This is a genomic window from Anaerocolumna xylanovorans DSM 12503 (assembly GCF_900143645.1).
GTDB lineage: Bacteria > Bacillota > Clostridia > Lachnospirales > Lachnospiraceae > Anaerocolumna > Anaerocolumna xylanovorans.
Genome location: NZ_FRFD01000003.1, coordinates 542,265 through 561,678 on the forward strand (window position 1 = coordinate 542,265; position 19,414 = coordinate 561,678).

A 19,414-nucleotide genomic window follows, 5' to 3' on the forward strand; every position below is an offset into this window, starting at 1 on the left:
GGAAGAGTATGACGAAAGAATCGTTAAAAGAACTGAAAATAAATAAACCAAGCAAAGAGCAGAGGCAAAGGGTAAAAGCTGTCTGGGATGGAATTGCAAAGCCTGTTAACGGACTTGGGCAATTTGAAGGTATTATTGCACAGATTGGGGCAATAGCAGAAACTACCGAGGTCGACATTTCTAAAAGAGCAGTAATTGTTATGTGTGCCGACAATGGAGTCGTGGAAGAAGGAATAAGCCATTATGGATATGAGATGACGGCAATTATTGCCGGTGAATTGGTAAAGGGGACCACTTCTGTCAGCAGGATGGCGTTAAGAGCCAATGCAGATGTACTGCCGGTAAATATCGGAATCCATCAGGAGGAAGAGATAACCGGGCTGATTCAGCGAAGAGTTGCCTTTGGAACGAAGAATTTCAGACAGGAACCTGCCATGTCGGAGGAGGAAGCTCTAAAGGCCATAGAGATTGGGATTGAAACTGTAAGGGAATGTAAGGAGAGAGGATACTCTATTCTGGCAACCGGTGAATTAGGCATGGGTAATACCACAACCAGCAGTGCCATGGCAGCGGCGCTCCTTGGATGTCTGGCAGAAGACGTCACCGGTGTGGGAGCAGGACTTAGCAAGGAAGCCTTTGTACATAAACATGAAGTGATAAAGGAAGCCTTGGAAAAGTACCAGTTTCAGAAAGAAGAAACTCTTAGGACTCTTAAGACGGTAGGAGGACTTGATATTGCAGGGCTTGCAGGAGTCTTTATCGGCGGGGCCTTATATCATATCCCGGTTGTGATAGACGGAGTTATCAGTGCCGTGGCAGCCTTAACAGCAGAGCGCCTGGTTCCGGGAGCAAAGGAATATATGATACCTTCCCATTTAAGTAAAGAACCCGCTGCAAAAAAATTATTGGAAGAACTTGACCTTCATCCGGTTATTGATGCCTCTCTGGCACTTGGAGAAGGCACGGGGGCTGTGCTGATGTTTTCTCTGCTGGATACGGTACTTTCCGTATACGAGGGCAGCTCCACCTTTGATGATATTAACAGCAGCCTATGATGGTACTTATTACAGGCGGAAGCGGGAGCGGAAAGTCCGCTTATGCAGAAAAGGCATCTGTTACCCTGGCAGGGGAAGGTACTCTTTATTATCTTGCTACCATGCAGGTTTATGATGAGGAAGGCCGAAAGAAGATAGAAAGGCATCAGCGTTTGAGAGCCGGTAAGGGTTTTCAGACTATAGAGCAGCCTGTTAATATCACAGAGGTTGCAGCAAAAATGGAGGACAGCAGGAAAACAGTATTGTTAGAGTGTATGTCAAATCTGACTGCCAATGAGATGTTTTCATTTAGTGAAATAAAGCAGCCTGATGAGGTTGTTGAAAAGATCTATAAGGGAATAGGTCTTCTAAAAGAGAAGACAGACCATCTGTTGATTGTTACTAACAACGTATTTGAGGATGGTATTACCTATGATACTGCGACTACAGACTACCTGCAGGCACTTGGGAAAATAAATGAGAAGCTGGCAGAGTTCGCTGATGTCGTAACAGAAGTTGTAGTTGGGATTCCGGTTCCGGTAAAGGGATGTCCGGTAGCTTGAGGGGAGTAAGGTTATGTCAGTTATAAAATCATTCTTTATATCATTTTCCATTTATTCTAAAATACCGGTTCCGCAGTTTGAATGGAAAGATGAGGACATGAAATATGTACTTTGCTTTTTTCCGTGGGTTGGTGCCGTGATTGGGATTTTAACGTATCTTTGGGGGATTATCTGTAAGGATTTTCAGCTGGGAAAGCTTTTATTTGCGGCCATAGGAACAGCCATTCCCCTTCTGGTATCGGGAGGATTTCATGTGGATGGCTTTATGGATACCATGGATGCCCTCCATTCCTACCAGACAAGGGAAAGGAAGCTTGAAATTTTAAAGGATTCCCACATTGGGGCCTTTTCTGTAATACAGATAATATTCTACTATTTGATATTTACAGGGGCCTATTCTGAAATTGATGGTCTTAGAGCAATGGCAGCTGTGGGAGCAGGTTATTTCCTTTCCCGTACCATAAGCGGGATTGGGGTAGTGACACTAAAGTGCGCCAAGAAAGAAGGGCTGCTGTACCTCTTTTCCAGCAAAGCTCATGAAAAGACAGTTAAGATTTCTCTCTCTATTCAGCTCTTTTTATGTGTGCTTTTCCTGCTTTACCTGTCTGTCTTAACAGGAATTGCGGTTACGGCAGGAGCTATCCTGGCCTTTCTCTATTACCGTTACCGCTGCTACAAGGAATTTGGCGGAATAACAGGAGATACCGCAGGGTACTTAGTGACGCTTTGTGAGGCGGTTACGGTGGTGATTGTCTCGGTCTGCTGTATTGCAAAGCTGATTTAACTGTTAAAAGGAAGGGATAAAGTATGGAGTTGTATATTGGCGGATACGCCCAGGGAAAGTTAAATTATGTATTAAAACAGACAGGGATCCCTATGGATAAGGTAATAGATGCTTTGGTACTGGCAGAAAGAGGTATAAGTGAAGAAATAGGAATTGTGAACCATTTTCACCTGTTTGTAAGAAACTGCTTAAGGGAGGGCAAAAGTCCCGAGGATTTGGTGGAAGCAATTATAGCGGGAAATCCGCAACTGATTATTATCAGTGACGAAGTGGGAAATGGAATAGTGCCCATGGAAGCAGAAGAGAGAGAATACCGGGAAAGGCTTGGCCGTATTCTGTGCGGACTGGCAGAGAAAGCACTTAAGGTGGAGAGGATTATATGCGGAATTGGACAGAGAATCAAATAAATCTGATATTGATACGGCATGGAGAGACCCCCTCCAATACACTTAAAAGATACCTCGGAAAGACGGATGAAGATTTGTCGGAGGCAGGAATTGAAAAGCTTCTTTTAGAGAAAGAAAAGGGAAAATATCCGAAGGCAGATATTCTCTTTTCAAGCCCTATGAAACGGTGCATTCAGACAGCAGAAATCCTTTATGGGTGTAAGAAACCGGTTATTATTGAGGAGTGGAGAGAGATTGACTTTGGCCGCTTTGAAGGAAAAAACTACAAGGAGCTTAACGGGGATGCAGACTATCAGGCATGGATAGACAGTAACGGAGAGCTGCCTTTCCCGGAAGGGGAAAGCAGAGAAGAATTCTTGCAAAGATGCCAAAAAGGCTTGCAAAAAGCAGTGGCGGGACTGGTAAGGGAAGAAAGAGAAACACCGGTAACTGCTGCCGCGGTGGTACACGGCGGAAATATTATGGCACTCCTAAGCGCCTGTCACGGAGGAAATTACTATGATTACCAGTGTAAAAACGCAGAAGGATATATGTGTAGTTTGAAATTTCTTAACAAATCGGAGTTATCAATAGAAATAATACGAAAGTTATAGAGGGTTAGAGATGATATACCATATCGCAGGCTTCTTTGCCGGGTTTGTGCTGGATCTTATATTTGGGGATCCCTACTGGCTTCCCCATCCGGTCAGATGGATTGGTAGCCTGATTTCAAAGCTGGATCATGGACTGTTTACAGAAAAAGAGGAACTTAAAAGGGATAGCAAGAGAGAGTTTCACAGAGGAATACTCTTAGTGGTCCTGGTATTGGCTATTACGGTATTGGCTGCCTTTCTTATCCTGTATGCAGCATATAAAGTGTCTCCTTACCTGGGATTAGCAGTTGAAAGCGTTATGACCTATCAGATTCTTGCGACGAAATGCTTAAAGAAAGAGAGCATGAAGGTATATAAGAAGTTAAAGGAAAATGACCTCAATGGAGCCAGAAAGGCAGTCTCCATGATTGTAGGAAGGGATACCGATTGCCTGGATGAAGAGGGTGTTGCAAAGGCGGCCATTGAGACAGTAGCAGAAAACACCTCCGACGGCGTGATTGCACCAATGCTTTATTTGGCAATCGGGGGGCCTGTGCTTGGCTTTTTCTACAAGGCAGTCAATACCCTGGATTCCATGGTGGGATATAAGAATGACAGATATCTTCACTTTGGACGAGCGGCAGCAAAACTTGATGATGCGCTGAATTTTATTCCCGCCAGAATCAGTGCCATTCTTATGGTAATTTCCTGCTGTCTGGCAGGAAAAGAATACAACGGAAAAGATGCCCTAAGGATTTATAAAAGGGATAGAAGGAATCATGCCAGCCCCAATTCCGCCCATACAGAAGCTGCCTGTGCAGGAGCACTGGGCATACGTCTTGCGGGGGATGCCAGTTATTTTGGAAAGGTACACCATAAACCATTTATCGGGGATGAAAAAAGAACAGTAGAGTGCGAGGACATCGCCCGGGCAAACCGGCTCTTATATATAACGGCAGGGATTTGTCAGGGAATCTGTCTGATTGGACTTTTGCTGGCAGCATTTGCAGCTGCTTGTATGTAATTAGAAGAACAAAGAAATGAGAGGATTTGCAGTATGCAGCATGGCGGGGACATATACCGAAATAAAGTGAATATTGATTTTTCCGTAAATATAAATCCACTTGGAATACCGGATTCTGTGAAGAGGGCATTATTAAAAGCCGTAGGAGAGTGCGATAAATATCCGGATATTAAGGCAGAAGAGCTTATGGAAAGCATATCCAAAATGGCAGGAATTAAAAAGGATTCCATCTTACTTGGGAATGGTGCATCAGAATTATTCATGGCAGTTGTACATGCTGTTCATCCAAAACGGATTGTGATACCGGTACCCTCCTTTTATGGCTATGAAAGGACGGCGGCCTCAACCGGAGCAGAAGTTATCTATTATGAAATGAAAGAAAAATTTAATTTTTGTCTGGATGAGGGCATCAAAGAATTTCTTACGGAAGGAACAGATTTACTGTTCTTAGCAAATCCCAACAATCCGGTGGGAAATATGATAGAAGATTCACTGTTAGAGCAGATTGCTAAGGAATGTAAGAAAAAACAGATTCTTATTGTGCTGGATGAATGTTTTTTGGAATTTACCGGAGAGGAAGAAAAACGCAGCTTTAAAAACAAACTGAAAGAGTACCCAAATGTCGTTGTTGTCCGTGCCTTTACCAAGATATTTGCCATACCCGGGGTAAGACTTGGATACCTCTTTTGTGAAAATCAGGAGCTAAGGGATGCAATCAGGAAGCAGATTCCGGAATGGAACCTGTCTGTTTTTGCACAAACTGCCGGCAGGGTAGCTTGTGAAGAGGCGGATTATATGAAAAGGACTGTTCATTTGGTAAAGGAGGAACGGGAATACCTAACGAGTGAGTTGGAGCAAATAGATATAAAAGTATATCCTTCCCATGCAGATTATCTTTTGCTAAAGACAGAGCTGCCGCTTTATGAAATGCTTCTCGGCAAAGAGATACTGATCAGGGATTGCCGTAATTTCAGAGGCCTGGAAAAGGGTTATTACCGGATTGCAGTAAAAAATCATGCCGAAAATGAACAATTGATAAATACGATAAAAAGAATTAAAAAATTTGAAGCTACAGAAAAGACAGAAGAGATAGAATTTGTACTCCCGGAGGAGATTGAAAAGAGAAGCTTTGAAATTATATCGGAAGAATTAAAAGAGAAAAATATCGAATTAAAACCGGAGCAGGAGATGGTTACGAAGCGGGTCATCCATACCAGTGCGGATTTTGATTATGCAGATACACTTACCTTTTCAAAAGGAGCGGTAGAAAAAGCAAAGGAATTAATAAAGAACGGTGCCGATATCGTAACGGATACCAATATGGCCCTGGCAGGAATCAATAAGACAATATTAGCGCACTATGGCGGACAGGCTCATTGCTTTATGGCAGAGAAAGAAGTAAGTGAACTGGCAAAACAAAATCATTCAACCAGAGCTGCAGTCAGCATGGAAATGGCGGCTAAAATAGAAAAGCCGGTGATATTCGCTATTGGAAATGCACCTACTGCACTGCTTAAGCTGCATGAAATGATAGAAAAGGGAACCTGCTATCCGGCCTTTATTATCGGGGTACCGGTCGGTTTCGTTAATGTGGTGCCGGCAAAGGAATTAATAATAACTACGGATATACCATTTATCATAAACCGTGGCAGAAAAGGCGGAAGCAATGTGGCGGCGGCAATCGTAAATGCCATTCTCTATGAGATGGAAAGAGAAGGGGCTGCAAAATAATCCGTATTTTGTGCTGCGCACAAAGTCCCCAGACTTTGAAAGGAGCATGGGTGTAAATATGAGATACGGCTTTACAACCGGAAGCTGTGCGGCGGCGGCAGCAAAAGCAGCCGCGTATATGCTGTTAACAGGGAAAGAGAAGAAGACAATTACAATTGATACCCCCAAAGGGATACCTTTTCAGGCAAAGATAGAAGAGATAACGAGAACTGAAACCATAGTAAGCTGTGCCGTCAGAAAGGACAGCGGAGATGATCCCGATGTTACCAATGGGACACTGGTTTTTGCCGCAGTCTCTCTGACTGATAAACCGGAAGAGACTGGAGAGCTAAGCATAATAATTGACGGCGGTTTTGGAGTAGGCAGAGTGACAAAGCCGGGGCTGGACCAGCCGGTTGGCAGTGCGGCTATCAATCACGTACCAAGAGAGATGATTGCAAAAGAAGTAGCAGAAATCTGCGGGCTTACGGATTACAAAGGCACTGTAAAGATATTGATATCCGTCCCTGCCGGGGAGAAGCTGGCAGAACAGACCTTTAACCCCAGACTTGGAATAGCAGGCGGTATTTCTATTCTTGGCACCACCGGGATTGTAGAACCAATGAGCAGCAGGGCATTGCTTGATACTATACGGGTAGAACTAAATGTAAAAAGGGCGGAAGGCTGTAAGGCCATTGCGGCGGCGCCGGGAAATTATGGACAGGCTTTTATGAAGGAAACATATGGGTATGAGCTTGACAGGAGTGTCAAGTGCAGTAATTTCATCGGAGATACCATTGATATGGCAATAGAAACAGGCTTTGAAGAGATGCTCTTAACCGGCCATATTGGGAAGTTAGTTAAGCTTTCCGGCGGAATGATGAATACCCATTCGAAGGAAGGAGACTGCCGGTTGGAGCTTATGGCCGCCGCCGGAATACAGGCCGGAATAGAGGCAGAAGCCGCAAGAGCAATTCTTGGCTGTGTTACAACAGAAGAAGCAGTCAGAGTATTAGAAATGAGCGGATGCTTAAAGGAAGCCATGGATATGATTATGGGAAAAGCCTGCTTTTACCTGAATAAACGGGCAGCCGGAAAGCTTCACATAGAATGTATCATGTATGCAAATGAATTTGGAGAACTGGCAAGAAGCAGCGGAGCAGGGGAACTATTACAAAGAATCAGGAAGGCAGGGGAATAAAGATGGTCTATTTTGTAGGAGCCGGTACCGGGGCGGTGGATTTAATTACTGTGAGAGGAAAGAAACTCTTAGAAATGGCAGATGTGGTTATCTATGCAGGGTCTCTTGTCAACACAGAGCTCTTAGAATATACCGGAAAGACTTGCAGGATTCACAACAGCGCAAAGATGACACTGGAGGAAGTAATAGAGGTGGTAAAGCAGGCGGAGGCAGAAGGAAAGACAACTGTACGCCTTCATACGGGGGATCCCAGTGTTTACGGAGCTGTGAGAGAGCAGATGGATATTTTGGAAGAGCTTGGAATAGCTTATGAGAGCTGTCCTGGAGTCAGTGCCTGTTTTGGAGCTGCTGCTTCTTTAAATATTGAATACACCCTGCCGGGAATTTCACAAAGCCTGATTATTACCAGAATGGAAGGAAAGACTTCCGTGCCGGAGGCAGAGAGTATTGAAAGCCTGGCAGCACATAAGGCTTCCATGGCTATTTATCTAAGTACAGGCATGCTTAAGGAACTAAGCGAAAGGCTGATAAAGGGAGGGTATCTTCCCGGTACGCCGGCGGCCATTGTCTATAAGGCCACCTGGACAGAGGAGGAAGCATACCTTTGTACCGTTGAAACTCTGGCTGAAACAGCAAAGGCCCATAATATAACAAAGACAGCCTTGGTTTTAGCAGGGGATGCCATAGCCCATCAGAATTATAAGCGTTCCAGATTATATGCACCGGACTTTGAAACGGAATTCCGGGAGAAAAAGATATGAAGATTAGTATAATCAGCTTTACAAAAAGGGGAATGGCGCTTTCCCTTAAATTAAAGGAAGTTCTAAAAGAGGAAAGAGAAATAGCGTTATTTACAAAGCATGGAGCTTCTATCAATAAAGTGTCTGATTATCCGGGAATAATACACATAACAGAAAGCCTGGGACAGTGGACAAAAGGGCAGTTTGAAGCAAATAGTGCATTGTTATTTATCGGAGCCTGCGCAATAGCTGTCCGTGCCATTGCCCCCTTTGTAAAGGATAAGCTCTCCGATCCGCCGGTGCTGGTAATGGATGAAGCAGGAAGATTTGTAATTCCTGTATTATCCGGGCATTACGGAGGGGCTAACGAACTGGCAGAAGAAATTGCAGAAGCTTTAAGTGCCACGGCAGTAATTACGACAGCCACGGATGTAAACGGTCTTTTTGCGGTGGATGTATTTGCAAGAAAGAATAATCTTGCCATCTGTGGCCGAAGCGGAATCGAGAAAGTGTCTTCTGCGGTTTTAAATGGGGAAAGGGTAACAGTGGCGGTTGCGGAGGAATATACTGGACAGGTGCCAAAGGAGCTGACTTTTGTCTCTTATCCGACCGAAGGGAAAGTATCGGTTGTCATCTCTCCTTTTATAGAGAATTCAGAAAGAGCAGACTTACAGCTATGCCCAAAAGCCTATGTAATAGGAGTTGGCTGCAAGCGCGGCAAATCTTTTAAAGAGATAGAGAAAATAATCAATAAGCAGTTAGAACGTGCTGGGTTACGGATAGAAGCAGTAGCAGCCCTTGCTTCCATTGACCGCAAGAAGGAAGAGGCTGGATTGCTTCAATATGCAAAGGAGTATAAGCTTCCCTTTCTGACCTTTTCCGGTGAGTTATTAAGCGGCACCCGGGGGGAATTTACCTCTTCTTCCTTTGTGAAAGAGCAGGTGGGAGTTGATAATGTTTGTGAACGCTCTGCTATGGCAGCCTGCGGCGAAGACGGAGAGATTATATTACCCAAATATGCAGAAAACGGAATTACAATTTCAATAGCAAAGAAGAAATGGAGTGTAGCCTTTGATGGAACATAATATCTACGTAGTCGGAATGGGGCCGGGAGCCGAGGAAATGATGACCTTTCAGGCTGTCAAAGCATTAGAAGACAGTGATGTCATTATTGGCTACCCTGTGTACTTAAGTCTGTTAGGAGAGCGCTTTACAGGAAAGGAATTCTTATCCACACCCATGAAAAAGGAAGTCGAGCGCTGCAGGATGTGCTTTGAAGAAGCGGAGAAAGGGAAAAAGGTAGCAATGCTTTGCAGCGGGGATGCGGGAGTTTACGGAATGGCTTCCTTGCTGTATGAAATCGGTAAGGAGTACCCAGAGTGCGAGCTTACCGTTATTCCCGGAATAACCGCTGCCAATAGCGGCGCAGCCTTACTTGGAGCTCCTTTAAATCATGATTATTGTGTTATAAGCCTAAGTGATTTATTAACGCCCTGGGAACAGATTGAAAAGAGACTTAAAGCTGCGGCAAGCGGGGATTTTGGTATTGCATTGTATAACCCCTCCAGCCATAAAAGGGCGGATTATTTAAAAAAAGCCTGTGAGATTTTATTAGAGCAGATAGAAGAAGAGAGGGCTTGCGGGTTTGCAGAGAACATAGGAAGAGAAGGAACAAGAATAGTTACCTGTACCTTAAAAGAACTAAAGGATATGCAGGTAAATATGTTCACAACAGTATTCATCGGTAATTCCAGGACAGAACTTATAGATGGAAAACTGGTGGCAAAAAGAGGATATCATCTATGAAGCAGATACTGATTTTTTCAGGTACAACAGAAGGACGGAGACTGGCAGAGGTTTTGTGCAAAAGCGGCATTCTCTGCACAGTCTGTGTAGCCACGGAATATGGGGAAATGGTCATGGAAAAGCTTGAAGGGCTTACGGTCTGCCAGGGCAGAATGACTGCTATGGAGATGAAGTCTTTCATTACAGAAGGGGACTATCTTGCAGTGGTAGATGCCACCCATCCCTTTGCAACGGTTGTTTCTGAAAATATCAGGATCAGTATGGCAGAGGGCACGATACCTTATCTGCGCTTAAAGCGGGATACGAAAAGCAAACTGCCGGAGGAAAAGAACATATTCTATTATTCGGACAGTCATGAATGTGCACAAGCTTTAAGAGAGACTGCCGGGAATATTCTTCTCACTACAGGAAGCAAGGATTTAAGCATATACAGCCGTATAACAGATCTTAAGGGCCGTTTGTATGTAAGGGTGCTGCCGGAGCCCCATAGTGTTTCCCTTTGCTATGAGAATGAAATATCCGGAAAACAGATAATTGCCATGCAGGGCCCTTTTTCTGTGGAAATGAATGAAGCAGTCATAAAGCAGTATAACATTAGCTGCCTGGTAACGAAGGAAAGCGGAAACACCGGTGGATTCCTTCAAAAAATACAGGCAGCGGAGAACACCGGTATTAAGGTAATGGTAATCGGAAATCCCGAAGGGACAGAAGGTTTAACTGCCAAAGAAGTCTGCAAAGAATTAGAGAAGCTGACCGGTAAAACACTCATGGGAGAAGAGGAAATGCAGATTGCTCTCATCGGTATGGGAATGGGAAACCTAAAACTTTTGACAGGGGAAGCAGAAGAGAGGATAACAAAAGCAGAGGTAATCATGGGGGCGGAGAGACTTCTCAAAGAGATTCCCTGGCAGAAAGAAAAGGTCCCTTACTACCTGGCAAAGGATATTATTCCATATTTAAAAGAGAACAGGGTTAATCATGCAGCCATTCTTTTTTCGGGAGATACCGGTTTTTACAGCGGGGCGGAAAAGCTTTATGAGGAATTAAAGAAAGAAATAGGAGGGGGAGGGCTAAAGGCAGAAGTAAGTATTTATCCCGGAATTTCCTCCGTATCCTATCTTGCAGCAAGACTTGGGACAAGCTGGCAGGATGCAAAAGTTTTAAGTATCCATGGGAGAGAAGCCAATGTGTCAGAGGCTGTCAGGGCAAACCGGAAGACCTTCCTGCTGGTATCGGGGGTCACGGATATGAGGACACTTGGTTCAATGTTTATAACAGCAGGCATGGAAGATATAAGGATATCGGCAGGATATCAGCTTTCTTATCCAGAGGAGAAGGTTATGGACCTTTCCCCTGCTGACTGTCTTACATTGGAAAAGGAAGGGCTTTATGCCTGTCTGATTGAGAATAAAGATGCAGGAAAAATAAGTGTAACCCATGGACTGCCGGATACATCCTTCATAAGGGGAAAGGTCCCTATGACCAAGGAGGAAGTAAGGGAAGTATCCATCTGTAAGCTTGGTTTGACAAAAGAAGCCATCCTTTATGATGTGGGAAGCGGTACCGGCTCCATTGCAGCGGAATGCGCAAGGTTATCGGAGAGTATACAGGTCTTTGCCATTGAAAAGAAAGAAGAAGCGGCAGAGCTTACCCGCGAAAACCGTACCCGGTTTGGTCTTTCCAACATAACGGTGGTAAAGGGAGAAGCACCGGAGGCACTTAAGGGGCTGCCGCCTCCAACTCATGTATTTATTGGGGGCAGCAGTGGAAATATGAAGGAAATTCTTAACTGTTTGTATCAGAAGAACCCTAAGGCACGAATTGTTATCAATGCCATAACCTTAGAAACTATCAGTGAGGTAACAAATCTCCTTAAAACCCTGCCCGTGGAAAAAGAAGAGATTGTCCAGCTACAGGTAAGCCGGGCCGGCATAACAGGCAGCTATCACCTGATGCAGGCAGAGAACCCGGTCTATATCATATCCTTTTTCTTTACAGAGGACAGAAGGGGTGAGAAGGAATGAAAGCACCAAGAATCATGATTGCCGCAACGGGAAGCGGCAGCGGAAAGACACTTCTTACCTGCGCACTGTTACAGGTCATGGCAGACATGGGAAAAAGAACCGCTGCCTTTAAATGCGGGCCGGATTATATTGATCCCATGTTTCATGAGAAGGTAATCGGAGTGCCGTCAAAGAATCTGGATACTTTTTTTACCGATGAAAATACCACCAGATATTTATTGTTAGAGGGGGCAAAGGAAAAGGATATATCCATTATTGAAGGCGTTATGGGGCTTTATGACGGGCTGGGCGGTATAAAAGAAGAAGCCTCTTCTTATCATCTGGCAAGAGCAACGAAAACTCCTGTTATTTTGGCCATTGATGCCCATGGCATGGGAAGGTCGGTAATTCCCTTAATCAGCGGATTTTTGCAGTATGATACGCAACATCTGATAAAGGGCGTGCTGTTAAACGGAATTACAGGGATGTTTTATGAGCTTATAAAACCGGAGATTGAAAAGCAGCTGCCGGTAACGGTACTTGGATATTTCCCAAGGCAAAAGGATGTAAAGCTGGAAAGCCGCCATCTGGGACTGAAAATGCCGGGGGAGATAGAAGGCTTAAAGGAAGAGGTAAAACGGCTGGCAGCTGTTATGGCTGGGGCTGTTGATATAAGAAAAATAGTAACCATTGCCAGAGAGGCAGATGACCTTAAGGCAGAGGAGATAGTAATCTCTCCGGGAAGTACAAAGGTACGGATTGGAATAGCAAAGGATGAGGCCTTTTGCTTCTACTATGAAGATAACTTAAGGCTGCTGCAAAAGTATAATGCAGAGTTGGTTTTCTTCTCGCCGCTATGGGATAAGGAGCTTCCTAAGAATCTGCAAGGCATTATTTTAGGAGGCGGGTACCCGGAGCTTTACGCAAAGCCTTTAGCTGAAAATGAAGGGATGAAAGAAAGCATCAAAGCAGCTATAAGTCAGGGGATGCCCTCTATTGCAGAGTGCGGGGGCTTTCTGTATCTGCATGAAACCTTAAAGAATGCAGAAGGAGAAGTCTTTCCGATGGTTGGTGCGGTAAAGGGAACCTGTCATTATACCGGAAAGCTGGTACGCTTTGGATATATCGAGATTACTGCAGGCACAGAAAGCTATCTGGGTGAGAATACAAAAATCAGGGGACATGAATTTCATTACTTTGACAGTACGGATAACGGAGCCTCCTGTGTGGCACAAAAACCTGTGACAGAAAGAAACTGGCAGTGTGTCCATGCAGGAAAGAATCACTGGTGGGGGTTTCCACACTTATATTATTACTCCAATACGGAATATGTCAGCCGGTTTTTAGAGAGGGCAGGTAACTATGAAGAAAACGCACAGCCATGTATCGATTGATTATTATGCCTATATATCGGGTTTAGGTAACTGGAATACGGTTTATAAGGTGATTTTTTCACTGGGAGCACTGATAACAGTGATAGCCGCTAACTCGGTTTTCATTTCTGCTGCAACCATAATCTTTATGTTGTATTTAAACGTTGTTATTGGAAAAATACATGGAATGGATTATCTTAGGTTGCTGTGGGTTCCGGCGGCGTTTATCCTGCTTGGGGGAATCGCAATTATGATTCAGTTTGGAAGCGGAGCGGGCAGCTTGTTTTCTATCCGTTTTTTCTGGACGAGACTATATATCACAACGGATAATCTAAGGCTGTCATTAAATACAGCCTTAAAGGCCTTTGCAGCAATCAGTGCTTTTTATATGGTAACTCTTTCTACCCCCATGGGAGAAATTATCTCGGTGTTTCGAAAGGTACGGGTACCGGGACTGATATTGGAGCTGATGCACCTGATCTACCGCTACATATTTATCCTTTCTGATACAAACCGGGCGCAGAAAGAAGCGGCAAAATCCAGAAACGGATACTGTGACCTAAAGACTTCCTTTCGTACCTTTAGCGGGGAAATTGCCAATCTTTTCGTTATGTCCATGAAAAAGGCGGATATGTACTATGATGCTATGGAAGCCAGAGGCTATGAAGGAGACTGTGATTTCTGGGAAGAGAAAAAGGCACTGACAGGAGGACAGCTGGTATATGGTTTCTTGTACGGGGCACTGCTGATACTGATTTTTTTCATAGAAAGGAGGAGTTAAAATGAAAGAGAAAATTCTGGAGGTCAGCGGGCTAACCTTTGCTTATGATAAGAGCCGGAATGCCTTAGAGGATATTAATGTTACGATTTATCAGAATGAAAAAATAGCAGTACTTGGTGCCAATGGGGCAGGAAAGTCCACCTTCTTTCTCAATCTGAACGGAGTCAGGGAGCCAATGCAGGGTGAAATCCGTTACCGTGGTGAAGTTATAGGCAAGAAGGATAAGGTTAAGTTAAGAAGGCATGTAGGAATTATATTTCAGGATCCGGACAGCCAGATTATTGCGTCTACGGTTAAGGCAGAGGTAGCCTTTGGCCCCATGAACATGAAGCTTGACAGGGATGAAGTAGAGAAAAGGACCATGGCTGCCATCAAAGAAATGAATCTTGAGAGTTATACGATGAGGCCGCCCCATTATTTAAGCGGCGGAGAGAAGAAGAGGGTCAGTATTGCGGATATTCTGGCAATGGACTGTGAAGTGATGATTTTTGATGAGCCGACAGCCTCCTTAGATCCGGTAAATGCCCAGATGTTAGAGGATGTATTAAATAGAATGGAGGAGGAAGGCAGAACAATCCTTCTCTCTACCCATGACGTGGATTTTGCTTACCGCTTTGCAGAACGGGTACTGGTTTTTTTCGATGGGAAGCTGATAGGGGATGACACACCGCAGAAAATTTTTCAGAATGAAGAACTGTTAAAGCTGGCAAATCTGAAAAAGCCTGTTTTCTTAGAGCTATACGAATTATTAAGGGAAAAGGGAAAAGTAAAGGAAACATCAGCCTATCCAAGGCAGTTGGCAGAGCTTGATTTGCTCTTATGATTTGCTTTTAAAAGTAAAGGCAGCAAATTTTATATTTGTTCCAAATAAATTTATGAAAAGAGGTAGTAAAAATGTCAAAGAAACAAAAAAAACTGATTGCAGTTCTTGCAGTCCTGTCGGTAATCTTTAGTATTACCCCAAATGCTTATGCAATGCACATAATGGAGGGTTATCTTCCGCCGAAGTACTGTATTGCATGGGGAATCCTGTGCATTCCGTTTTTAGTAGCGGGCTTTTTATCCATTAAGAAGAAATTACAGGATAACAGAAAGAATATTACCCTGCTTGCCATGGCCGGAGCCTTTATTTTCGTGATTTCTTCCTTGAAAATCCCTTCTGTAACAGGAAGCTGTTCCCATATGACGGGAACAGGCCTTGGAGCTATCCTTTTCGGATTTAGTACGGTTAGTATCCTTGGTATTATCGTACTGCTCTTCCAGGCAATTCTTCTTGCCCACGGAGGACTTACGACTCTTGGGGCCAATACTTTTTCCATGGCAATTGCAGGTCCCCTTTTAAGCTACGGAATTTATAAGCTATGTAAAAAATTAAAGGTAAACCGTATGGTTTCTATCTTTTTAGCAGCATTCCTTGGTGATATCTTTACCTACAGTGTAACCAGCTTCCAGCTTGCCTTAAGCTATCCTTCAACCGAAGGCGGAGTAATGGCTTCTGTTGGAAAATTCCTTGGCGTATTTGCACCGACACAGCTTCCCCTTGCGGTACTGGAAGGAATTCTGACAGTTCTTATCATTATGGCACTGGAGAATTACGCACAGCCGGAATTAAAGGCAATCAATTTTATCAAAGAGGGAGAGTAGTTGAAATGAAAAAGTCAAAAAAAACCGTTATTATATTAATTCTTATTGCAGTCCTGATTGCAATGATACCGCTTTTCGCATTAAAGGGAGCGGAATTCGGAGGTTCTGACGATGCAGGCAGCGTGATGATCGACCAGATTACCGGAGGGTATCAGCCCTGGTTTACACCGGTCTTAGAAACACTCATACACGGTGAACTTCCGGGGGAAGTAGAGAGCCTTTTCTTCTGTCTTCAGACCGGTATCGGGGTGGGCATTATAGCTTTTATTATGGGACGCTTCGTAGAGCGTAAAAGGTGGACTGCCGGTAAGGCGGATAAAGCATGAAAAAAGGCATTCTGATTGTAAGCTTTGGAACTACATATAGAGAAACCAGAGAAAAAAATATTGAAAGAATGGTAACAGCAGTCCGGGAAGCTTTCCCGGACTGGCAGGTCTGCCAGGCATATTCCAGTAATACTGTAAGAAATATCTTAAAAAAGAGGGATAACCTGATTATCCCCGAACCCAGGGAAGCACTGCTTCAGATGAAAGAGGATGGGATTACCCAGGCTGCCATACTTCCTACCCATATTATTGATGGTATTGAAAATAACCGGATGAAGCAGACGATTAGAGAATGCCGTGACTTATTTACTAAGATTACGACAGCCAGCGTTCTTTTAGATAGGGAAGAAGACTACAAGGCCGTAGCAAAAGAGCTATGGGAAGAGGTCAAAACTACTGCAAAAGATACTCCCGTAATTTTTATGGGGCATGGCTCACTGCATGAAGCAGATAAAAGTTATGAAAAGCTGGAAAAAGAGCTAAGAAGCTATTCCCGAAAAGAAATTTATATTGCCACAGTGGAAGGCAGTATTACCATTGAGCCAGTAATAGAACGGCTGAAAGCTCTTAAGAGAAAAGAAAAAAACGTCCTTTTGATGCCCTTTATGCTGGTAGCAGGAGACCATGCAACCAATGATATGGCAGGAGAGAGTGATTCCTTTGCATCAAGGTTAAGGGCAGAGGGTTATGAAGCAAGATGTATATTAAAAGGGCTTGGTGAGTATAAGAGTATCCGTAATATTTACATTGAGCATTTGAAAGAAGTCTTAGAGTAAGATATTAATTTTGGAAAGGCTGTAACATAAATGAGAAGTATTTTATATGGAATAGGGGTGGGGCCGGGAGATCCGGAACTGCTGACATTAAAAGCATTACGGTGTATCAAAGAAAGCGATGTTATCATTCTGCCTTCACAGCCGAAGGAGGAATGCTATGCCTATAACATTGTCAAAAAAGTATATCCGCAGATTGATGAAAAAGAAATTGTATGCCTGCCTTTTCCTATGATAAAAGAGAAAGAAAAGCTTAAAAAAGCCCATGATGAGATTTATGGCAGGATAGCGGAATACCTGGCAGAGCAAAAAGCGGTAGCTTTCCTGACTATTGGAGATCCTTGTGTGTATTCCACCTACAGCTACATTCATACCCGAGTGACAGAGGACGGAGGAAATGCAGTTATTATAAATGGAGTCCCATCCTTTTGCGCAGTTTCCGGGGCACTTGGTATTTCTTTGGGGGATAATAAGGATGAGATACATATCATCCCTGCCTCTTATGATATCATGGATACACTCAATCTAAAGGGGACCAGAATCTATATGAAGTCCGGGGAGAAGCTAAAAGATCTGAAAGAAGCCCTTCTTAAGCATGGGCCTGAAAAATACGAGGTTTATGCGGTCTCAAACTGCGGTATGGAGAATGAGAAGATAAGGATAGGACTTAATAGCCTGGATGAAAAAAGCGGTTATCTGACAGTGGTAATTGTGAAAGAAAAGAAAGCTTTGACTATCTCCTAAAACAAATGTACAATAAATATCGTACAATTATGAACGGACAGAAAGAAGCGGACAAAATGCAGCAGTTAATAAATCTTCAGTTTACCATGTTTAGTATGATAGCTGCGGGAGTAATCCTGAAAAAAATTGGAATCATCGGAGAGGAAGGACAGAAGAACCTGACAGATTTGGTAATCTATCTGATACTGCCCTGTAATATCATAAAATCCTTTATGGTTGAATTTTCAACGAATATATTAGTTACCTTTGCAGGGGTTCTGATAATATCTGTACTGATACAGATAGGCTGTACCATACTTGGACATGTTCTGTATAATAGAATTGAACTGCCCAAGAAGAAATGCCTGCAATACGGTACCATCTGTTCCAATGCGGGCTTTTTGGGAAATCCGGTAGCAGAAGGAGTCTTTGGAACTATGGGACTTACCTTGGCATCCATTTATCTCATTCCCCAGAGAATTGTTATGTGGTCTGCCGGGATTTCCGTATTCACAGAATCTCCCGATAAAAAGACACTGGTAAAAAAGGTGCTTACACATCCATGTATTATAGCCTGTATAGCTGGAATTCTGCTTATGGTAAGCCAGTATAAGCTGCCGGGCTTTTTGGTATCCTCCATACAGACTCTTAGCAATTGCAATACAGCTCTTTCCATGATGGTAATCGGCATGATACTTGCCGATATTAATATAAAGCAAATGTTAGACTGGAAGGTTTGCTACTATACGGTAATCCGGCTGATATTAATCCCATTGGTTATTTACATACCCTGCAGAATTCTTAATCTGGATCCATTGGTAACCGGAGTCTGTGTATTGCTGGCAGCAATGCCTGCCGGTGCAACCACAAGTATTCTTGCATCAAAATATAACGGAGATGCTGCTTTTGCAACCAATCTGGTCATCTTTTCGACACTGGTATCCCTGATTACAACACCGGTATGGAGTGCCATCCTTCTAGTGTGAAAAAGACAATTTATTCAATGTGAAGTTAATGTTAGTAGTGTCCACCGGAATATAATGCTTCGTTACAATAAAAGGTATTTTTCTGTCATCTGACAGCGTTTCCTGTATCATTAAGAAATGTCCTTTTTCAGATAAGGTATATTTCTGGGCGGTGAAGTTGCCGGCACCGGAAAAACGTATGTTAATACGTGTATTATCTGATTTCTCATAAACGGCTTTTTGAATAAAATTCAGAAAGCTTATGTTATCTTTTAAATCAATATCATATTTCGTAATAGTCTCAACAGGCAGAAAAGAAAGTGAATAGGCAAATACCCGGTCCTCATTTTTATACCACCTGTCAGCAATCACAACAACAGGTGTTTTCTGCTGAAGGGTCCTTGCTATAGATTCGGAAGGCGGTTCAATCCGAAATTCCAGCTCCGTCTTATCCGGGGTAATGGAGCACCAGTTGTAAACGGGATGGCCTGTAAATGGGTGTTCAAAAGAGACCGTATTTTTCTCATCCATAATAAAGGTTCCTTTTCCTCTGATGTTATTGATTAAACCGTCTTCTTTTAACAGGGAAAGGGCCTGGCGAAGGGTCATCCTGCTTACGCCCATCATTCTGGCAAGTTCGGGTTCACTTGGAAGCTGGCTTCCCGGCTGGAATTCACCATGAATAATTTTAAGATAAAGAGCATCGTATATCTTAACATATTTCAGCTTCTTCTGTTTTTCTTCTGAAATATTTGTTTCTAATCTGTTGTTATCCTCTATATTCATACTGTCTCCTTTGTCTAGACAAGTTGCTTGACGAATATCTAACTATTCCAAGTATACCCTAATTAATATGGCATGTCAAATGCTATAAAAGCACAACAAGCTAAAGTAAAAGATAGAATATTATAGTAATAATGTACAAATAATATAATGATATAATAAGGTATTGGGAATGATTTTACTGAAAGCCATGTGAATAAAC

At 43.3% G+C, this 19,414-nt stretch carries 21 protein-coding genes; 20 read left to right on the forward strand and 1 reads right to left on the reverse strand.

All coding sequences use genetic code 11. The features are described 5' to 3' along the window. Positions 1 to 8: 8 nt before the first annotated feature. From cobT to BUF11_RS02515, 20 genes are all read left to right on the forward strand, one after another. A complete protein-coding gene (cobT, locus tag BUF11_RS02420) occupies positions 9 to 1,055 on the forward strand; it encodes a nicotinate-nucleotide--dimethylbenzimidazole phosphoribosyltransferase (protein ID WP_073587197.1) in 1,047 nt (348 codons plus the stop codon). Continuing rightward, positions 1,052 to 1,597, forward strand: a complete 546-nt coding sequence (locus BUF11_RS02425; protein WP_073587198.1) for a bifunctional adenosylcobinamide kinase/adenosylcobinamide-phosphate guanylyltransferase — start codon at positions 1,052 to 1,054, stop codon at positions 1,595 to 1,597. The genes cobT and BUF11_RS02425 overlap by 4 nt, the downstream gene beginning before the upstream one ends. A 13-nt stretch (positions 1,598 to 1,610) precedes the next feature. Continuing rightward, the gene (locus tag BUF11_RS02430) at positions 1,611 to 2,381 is read left to right on the forward strand and encodes an adenosylcobinamide-GDP ribazoletransferase (protein ID WP_073587199.1); all 771 of its coding nucleotides are present in this window, start codon (positions 1,611 to 1,613) and stop codon (positions 2,379 to 2,381) included. A gap of 23 nt (positions 2,382 to 2,404) precedes the next feature. Continuing rightward, the gene (locus BUF11_RS02435; RefSeq protein ID WP_073587200.1) at positions 2,405 to 2,788 is read left to right on the forward strand and encodes a bifunctional adenosylcobinamide kinase/adenosylcobinamide-phosphate guanylyltransferase; all 384 of its coding nucleotides are present in this window, start codon (positions 2,405 to 2,407) and stop codon (positions 2,786 to 2,788) included. Continuing rightward, positions 2,761 to 3,381, forward strand: coding sequence for a histidine phosphatase family protein (locus BUF11_RS02440; protein ID WP_073587201.1), 621 nt, complete (start codon positions 2,761 to 2,763; stop codon positions 3,379 to 3,381). The genes BUF11_RS02435 and BUF11_RS02440 overlap by 28 nt, the downstream gene beginning before the upstream one ends. A 10-nt stretch (positions 3,382 to 3,391) precedes the next feature. Next, positions 3,392 to 4,384 carry an adenosylcobinamide-phosphate synthase CbiB gene (gene cbiB, locus BUF11_RS02445; RefSeq protein ID WP_073587202.1) on the forward strand — a complete coding sequence of 331 codons (993 nt, stop codon included), beginning with the start codon at positions 3,392 to 3,394 and terminating at the stop codon, positions 4,382 to 4,384. Positions 4,385 to 4,417: 33 nt separating this feature from the next. Continuing rightward, positions 4,418 to 6,115 carry a precorrin-8X methylmutase gene (locus tag BUF11_RS25015; RefSeq protein ID WP_073587203.1) on the forward strand — a complete coding sequence of 566 codons (1,698 nt, stop codon included), beginning with the start codon at positions 4,418 to 4,420 and terminating at the stop codon, positions 6,113 to 6,115. Between the two features lie 58 nt (positions 6,116 to 6,173). Further along, positions 6,174 to 7,295 (forward strand): cobalt-precorrin-5B (C(1))-methyltransferase CbiD, encoded by a 1,122-nt coding sequence (gene cbiD / locus BUF11_RS02455; RefSeq protein WP_073587881.1) that lies wholly within the window; start codon positions 6,174 to 6,176, stop codon positions 7,293 to 7,295. A gap of 2 nt (positions 7,296 to 7,297) precedes the next feature. After that, the gene (gene cobM / locus BUF11_RS02460; RefSeq protein ID WP_073587204.1) at positions 7,298 to 8,056 is read left to right on the forward strand and encodes a precorrin-4 C(11)-methyltransferase; all 759 of its coding nucleotides are present in this window, start codon (positions 7,298 to 7,300) and stop codon (positions 8,054 to 8,056) included. Further along, entirely contained in the window at positions 8,053 to 9,120 is a 1,068-nt protein-coding gene (locus BUF11_RS02465; protein WP_073587205.1) for a cobalt-precorrin 5A hydrolase, read from the forward strand. The genes cobM and BUF11_RS02465 overlap by 4 nt, the downstream gene beginning before the upstream one ends. Further along, positions 9,110 to 9,841, forward strand: a complete 732-nt coding sequence (cobJ, locus tag BUF11_RS02470) for a precorrin-3B C(17)-methyltransferase (RefSeq protein ID WP_073587206.1) — start codon at positions 9,110 to 9,112, stop codon at positions 9,839 to 9,841. Before BUF11_RS02465 ends, cobJ begins: the two co-directional genes overlap by 11 nt. Further along, positions 9,838 to 11,865 carry a precorrin-6A reductase gene (gene cobK / locus BUF11_RS02475; protein ID WP_073587207.1) on the forward strand — a complete coding sequence of 676 codons (2,028 nt, stop codon included), beginning with the start codon at positions 9,838 to 9,840 and terminating at the stop codon, positions 11,863 to 11,865. Before cobJ ends, cobK begins: the two co-directional genes overlap by 4 nt. Further along, positions 11,862 to 13,238 carry a cobyrinate a,c-diamide synthase gene (locus BUF11_RS02480; protein ID WP_073587208.1) on the forward strand — a complete coding sequence of 459 codons (1,377 nt, stop codon included), beginning with the start codon at positions 11,862 to 11,864 and terminating at the stop codon, positions 13,236 to 13,238. Before cobK ends, BUF11_RS02480 begins: the two co-directional genes overlap by 4 nt. Then, positions 13,207 to 13,998: a cobalt ECF transporter T component CbiQ gene (gene cbiQ / locus BUF11_RS02485; protein ID WP_073587209.1), complete on the forward strand. Its 792-nt coding sequence runs from the start codon at positions 13,207 to 13,209 to the stop codon at positions 13,996 to 13,998. Before BUF11_RS02480 ends, cbiQ begins: the two co-directional genes overlap by 32 nt. Position 13,999: 1 nt before the next feature. Then, the gene (locus BUF11_RS02490) at positions 14,000 to 14,821 is read left to right on the forward strand and encodes an energy-coupling factor ABC transporter ATP-binding protein (RefSeq protein ID WP_073587210.1); all 822 of its coding nucleotides are present in this window, start codon (positions 14,000 to 14,002) and stop codon (positions 14,819 to 14,821) included. Between the two features lie 71 nt (positions 14,822 to 14,892). After that, entirely contained in the window at positions 14,893 to 15,642 is a 750-nt protein-coding gene (locus BUF11_RS02495) for an energy-coupling factor ABC transporter permease (RefSeq protein ID WP_073587211.1), read from the forward strand. 5 nt (positions 15,643 to 15,647) lie between these two features. After that, a complete protein-coding gene (locus BUF11_RS02500; protein WP_073587212.1) occupies positions 15,648 to 15,968 on the forward strand; it encodes an energy-coupling factor ABC transporter substrate-binding protein in 321 nt (106 codons plus the stop codon). Further along, positions 15,965 to 16,744 (forward strand): sirohydrochlorin cobaltochelatase, encoded by a 780-nt coding sequence (locus BUF11_RS02505; RefSeq protein ID WP_073587213.1) that lies wholly within the window; start codon positions 15,965 to 15,967, stop codon positions 16,742 to 16,744. Before BUF11_RS02500 ends, BUF11_RS02505 begins: the two co-directional genes overlap by 4 nt. Before the next feature lie 30 nt (positions 16,745 to 16,774). Then, complete coding sequence (gene cobI / locus BUF11_RS02510; RefSeq protein WP_073587214.1) at positions 16,775 to 17,485, forward strand: precorrin-2 C(20)-methyltransferase; 711 nt, start codon at positions 16,775 to 16,777, stop codon at positions 17,483 to 17,485. Between the two features lie 56 nt (positions 17,486 to 17,541). Then, on the forward strand, positions 17,542 to 18,450 hold the full coding sequence (locus BUF11_RS02515) for an AEC family transporter (RefSeq protein ID WP_073587215.1): 909 nt from the start codon (positions 17,542 to 17,544) through the stop codon (positions 18,448 to 18,450). Here the strand turns inward: BUF11_RS02515 and BUF11_RS02520 are convergent. Next, positions 18,442 to 19,215, reverse strand: a complete 774-nt coding sequence (locus BUF11_RS02520; RefSeq protein WP_073587216.1) for a GntR family transcriptional regulator — start codon at positions 19,213 to 19,215, stop codon at positions 18,442 to 18,444. The genes BUF11_RS02515 and BUF11_RS02520 overlap by 9 nt on opposite strands. Positions 19,216 to 19,414: the final 199 nt, after the last annotated feature.

Coding starts and splice junctions, on each gene's coding strand:
- cobT (WP_073587197.1), top strand. CDS start 9: ATGACGAAAGAATCGTTAAAAGAACTGAAAATAAATAAACCAAGCAAA.
- BUF11_RS02425 (WP_073587198.1), top strand. CDS start 1,052: ATGATGGTACTTATTACAGGCGGAAGCGGGAGCGGAAAGTCCGCTTAT.
- BUF11_RS02430 (WP_073587199.1), top strand. CDS start 1,611: ATGTCAGTTATAAAATCATTCTTTATATCATTTTCCATTTATTCTAAA.
- BUF11_RS02435 (WP_073587200.1), top strand. CDS start 2,405: ATGGAGTTGTATATTGGCGGATACGCCCAGGGAAAGTTAAATTATGTA.
- BUF11_RS02440 (WP_073587201.1), top strand. CDS start 2,761: ATGCGGAATTGGACAGAGAATCAAATAAATCTGATATTGATACGGCAT.
- cbiB (WP_073587202.1), top strand. CDS start 3,392: ATGATATACCATATCGCAGGCTTCTTTGCCGGGTTTGTGCTGGATCTT.
- BUF11_RS25015 (WP_073587203.1), top strand. CDS start 4,418: ATGCAGCATGGCGGGGACATATACCGAAATAAAGTGAATATTGATTTT.
- cbiD (WP_073587881.1), top strand. CDS start 6,174: ATGAGATACGGCTTTACAACCGGAAGCTGTGCGGCGGCGGCAGCAAAA.
- cobM (WP_073587204.1), top strand. CDS start 7,298: ATGGTCTATTTTGTAGGAGCCGGTACCGGGGCGGTGGATTTAATTACT.
- BUF11_RS02465 (WP_073587205.1), top strand. CDS start 8,053: ATGAAGATTAGTATAATCAGCTTTACAAAAAGGGGAATGGCGCTTTCC.
- cobJ (WP_073587206.1), top strand. CDS start 9,110: ATGGAACATAATATCTACGTAGTCGGAATGGGGCCGGGAGCCGAGGAA.
- cobK (WP_073587207.1), top strand. CDS start 9,838: ATGAAGCAGATACTGATTTTTTCAGGTACAACAGAAGGACGGAGACTG.
- BUF11_RS02480 (WP_073587208.1), top strand. CDS start 11,862: ATGAAAGCACCAAGAATCATGATTGCCGCAACGGGAAGCGGCAGCGGA.
- cbiQ (WP_073587209.1), top strand. CDS start 13,207: ATGAAGAAAACGCACAGCCATGTATCGATTGATTATTATGCCTATATA.
- BUF11_RS02490 (WP_073587210.1), top strand. CDS start 14,000: ATGAAAGAGAAAATTCTGGAGGTCAGCGGGCTAACCTTTGCTTATGAT.
- BUF11_RS02495 (WP_073587211.1), top strand. CDS start 14,893: ATGTCAAAGAAACAAAAAAAACTGATTGCAGTTCTTGCAGTCCTGTCG.
- BUF11_RS02500 (WP_073587212.1), top strand. CDS start 15,648: ATGAAAAAGTCAAAAAAAACCGTTATTATATTAATTCTTATTGCAGTC.
- BUF11_RS02505 (WP_073587213.1), top strand. CDS start 15,965: ATGAAAAAAGGCATTCTGATTGTAAGCTTTGGAACTACATATAGAGAA.
- cobI (WP_073587214.1), top strand. CDS start 16,775: ATGAGAAGTATTTTATATGGAATAGGGGTGGGGCCGGGAGATCCGGAA.
- BUF11_RS02515 (WP_073587215.1), top strand. CDS start 17,542: ATGCAGCAGTTAATAAATCTTCAGTTTACCATGTTTAGTATGATAGCT.
- BUF11_RS02520 (WP_073587216.1), bottom strand. CDS start 19,215: ATGAATATAGAGGATAACAACAGATTAGAAACAAATATTTCAGAAGAA.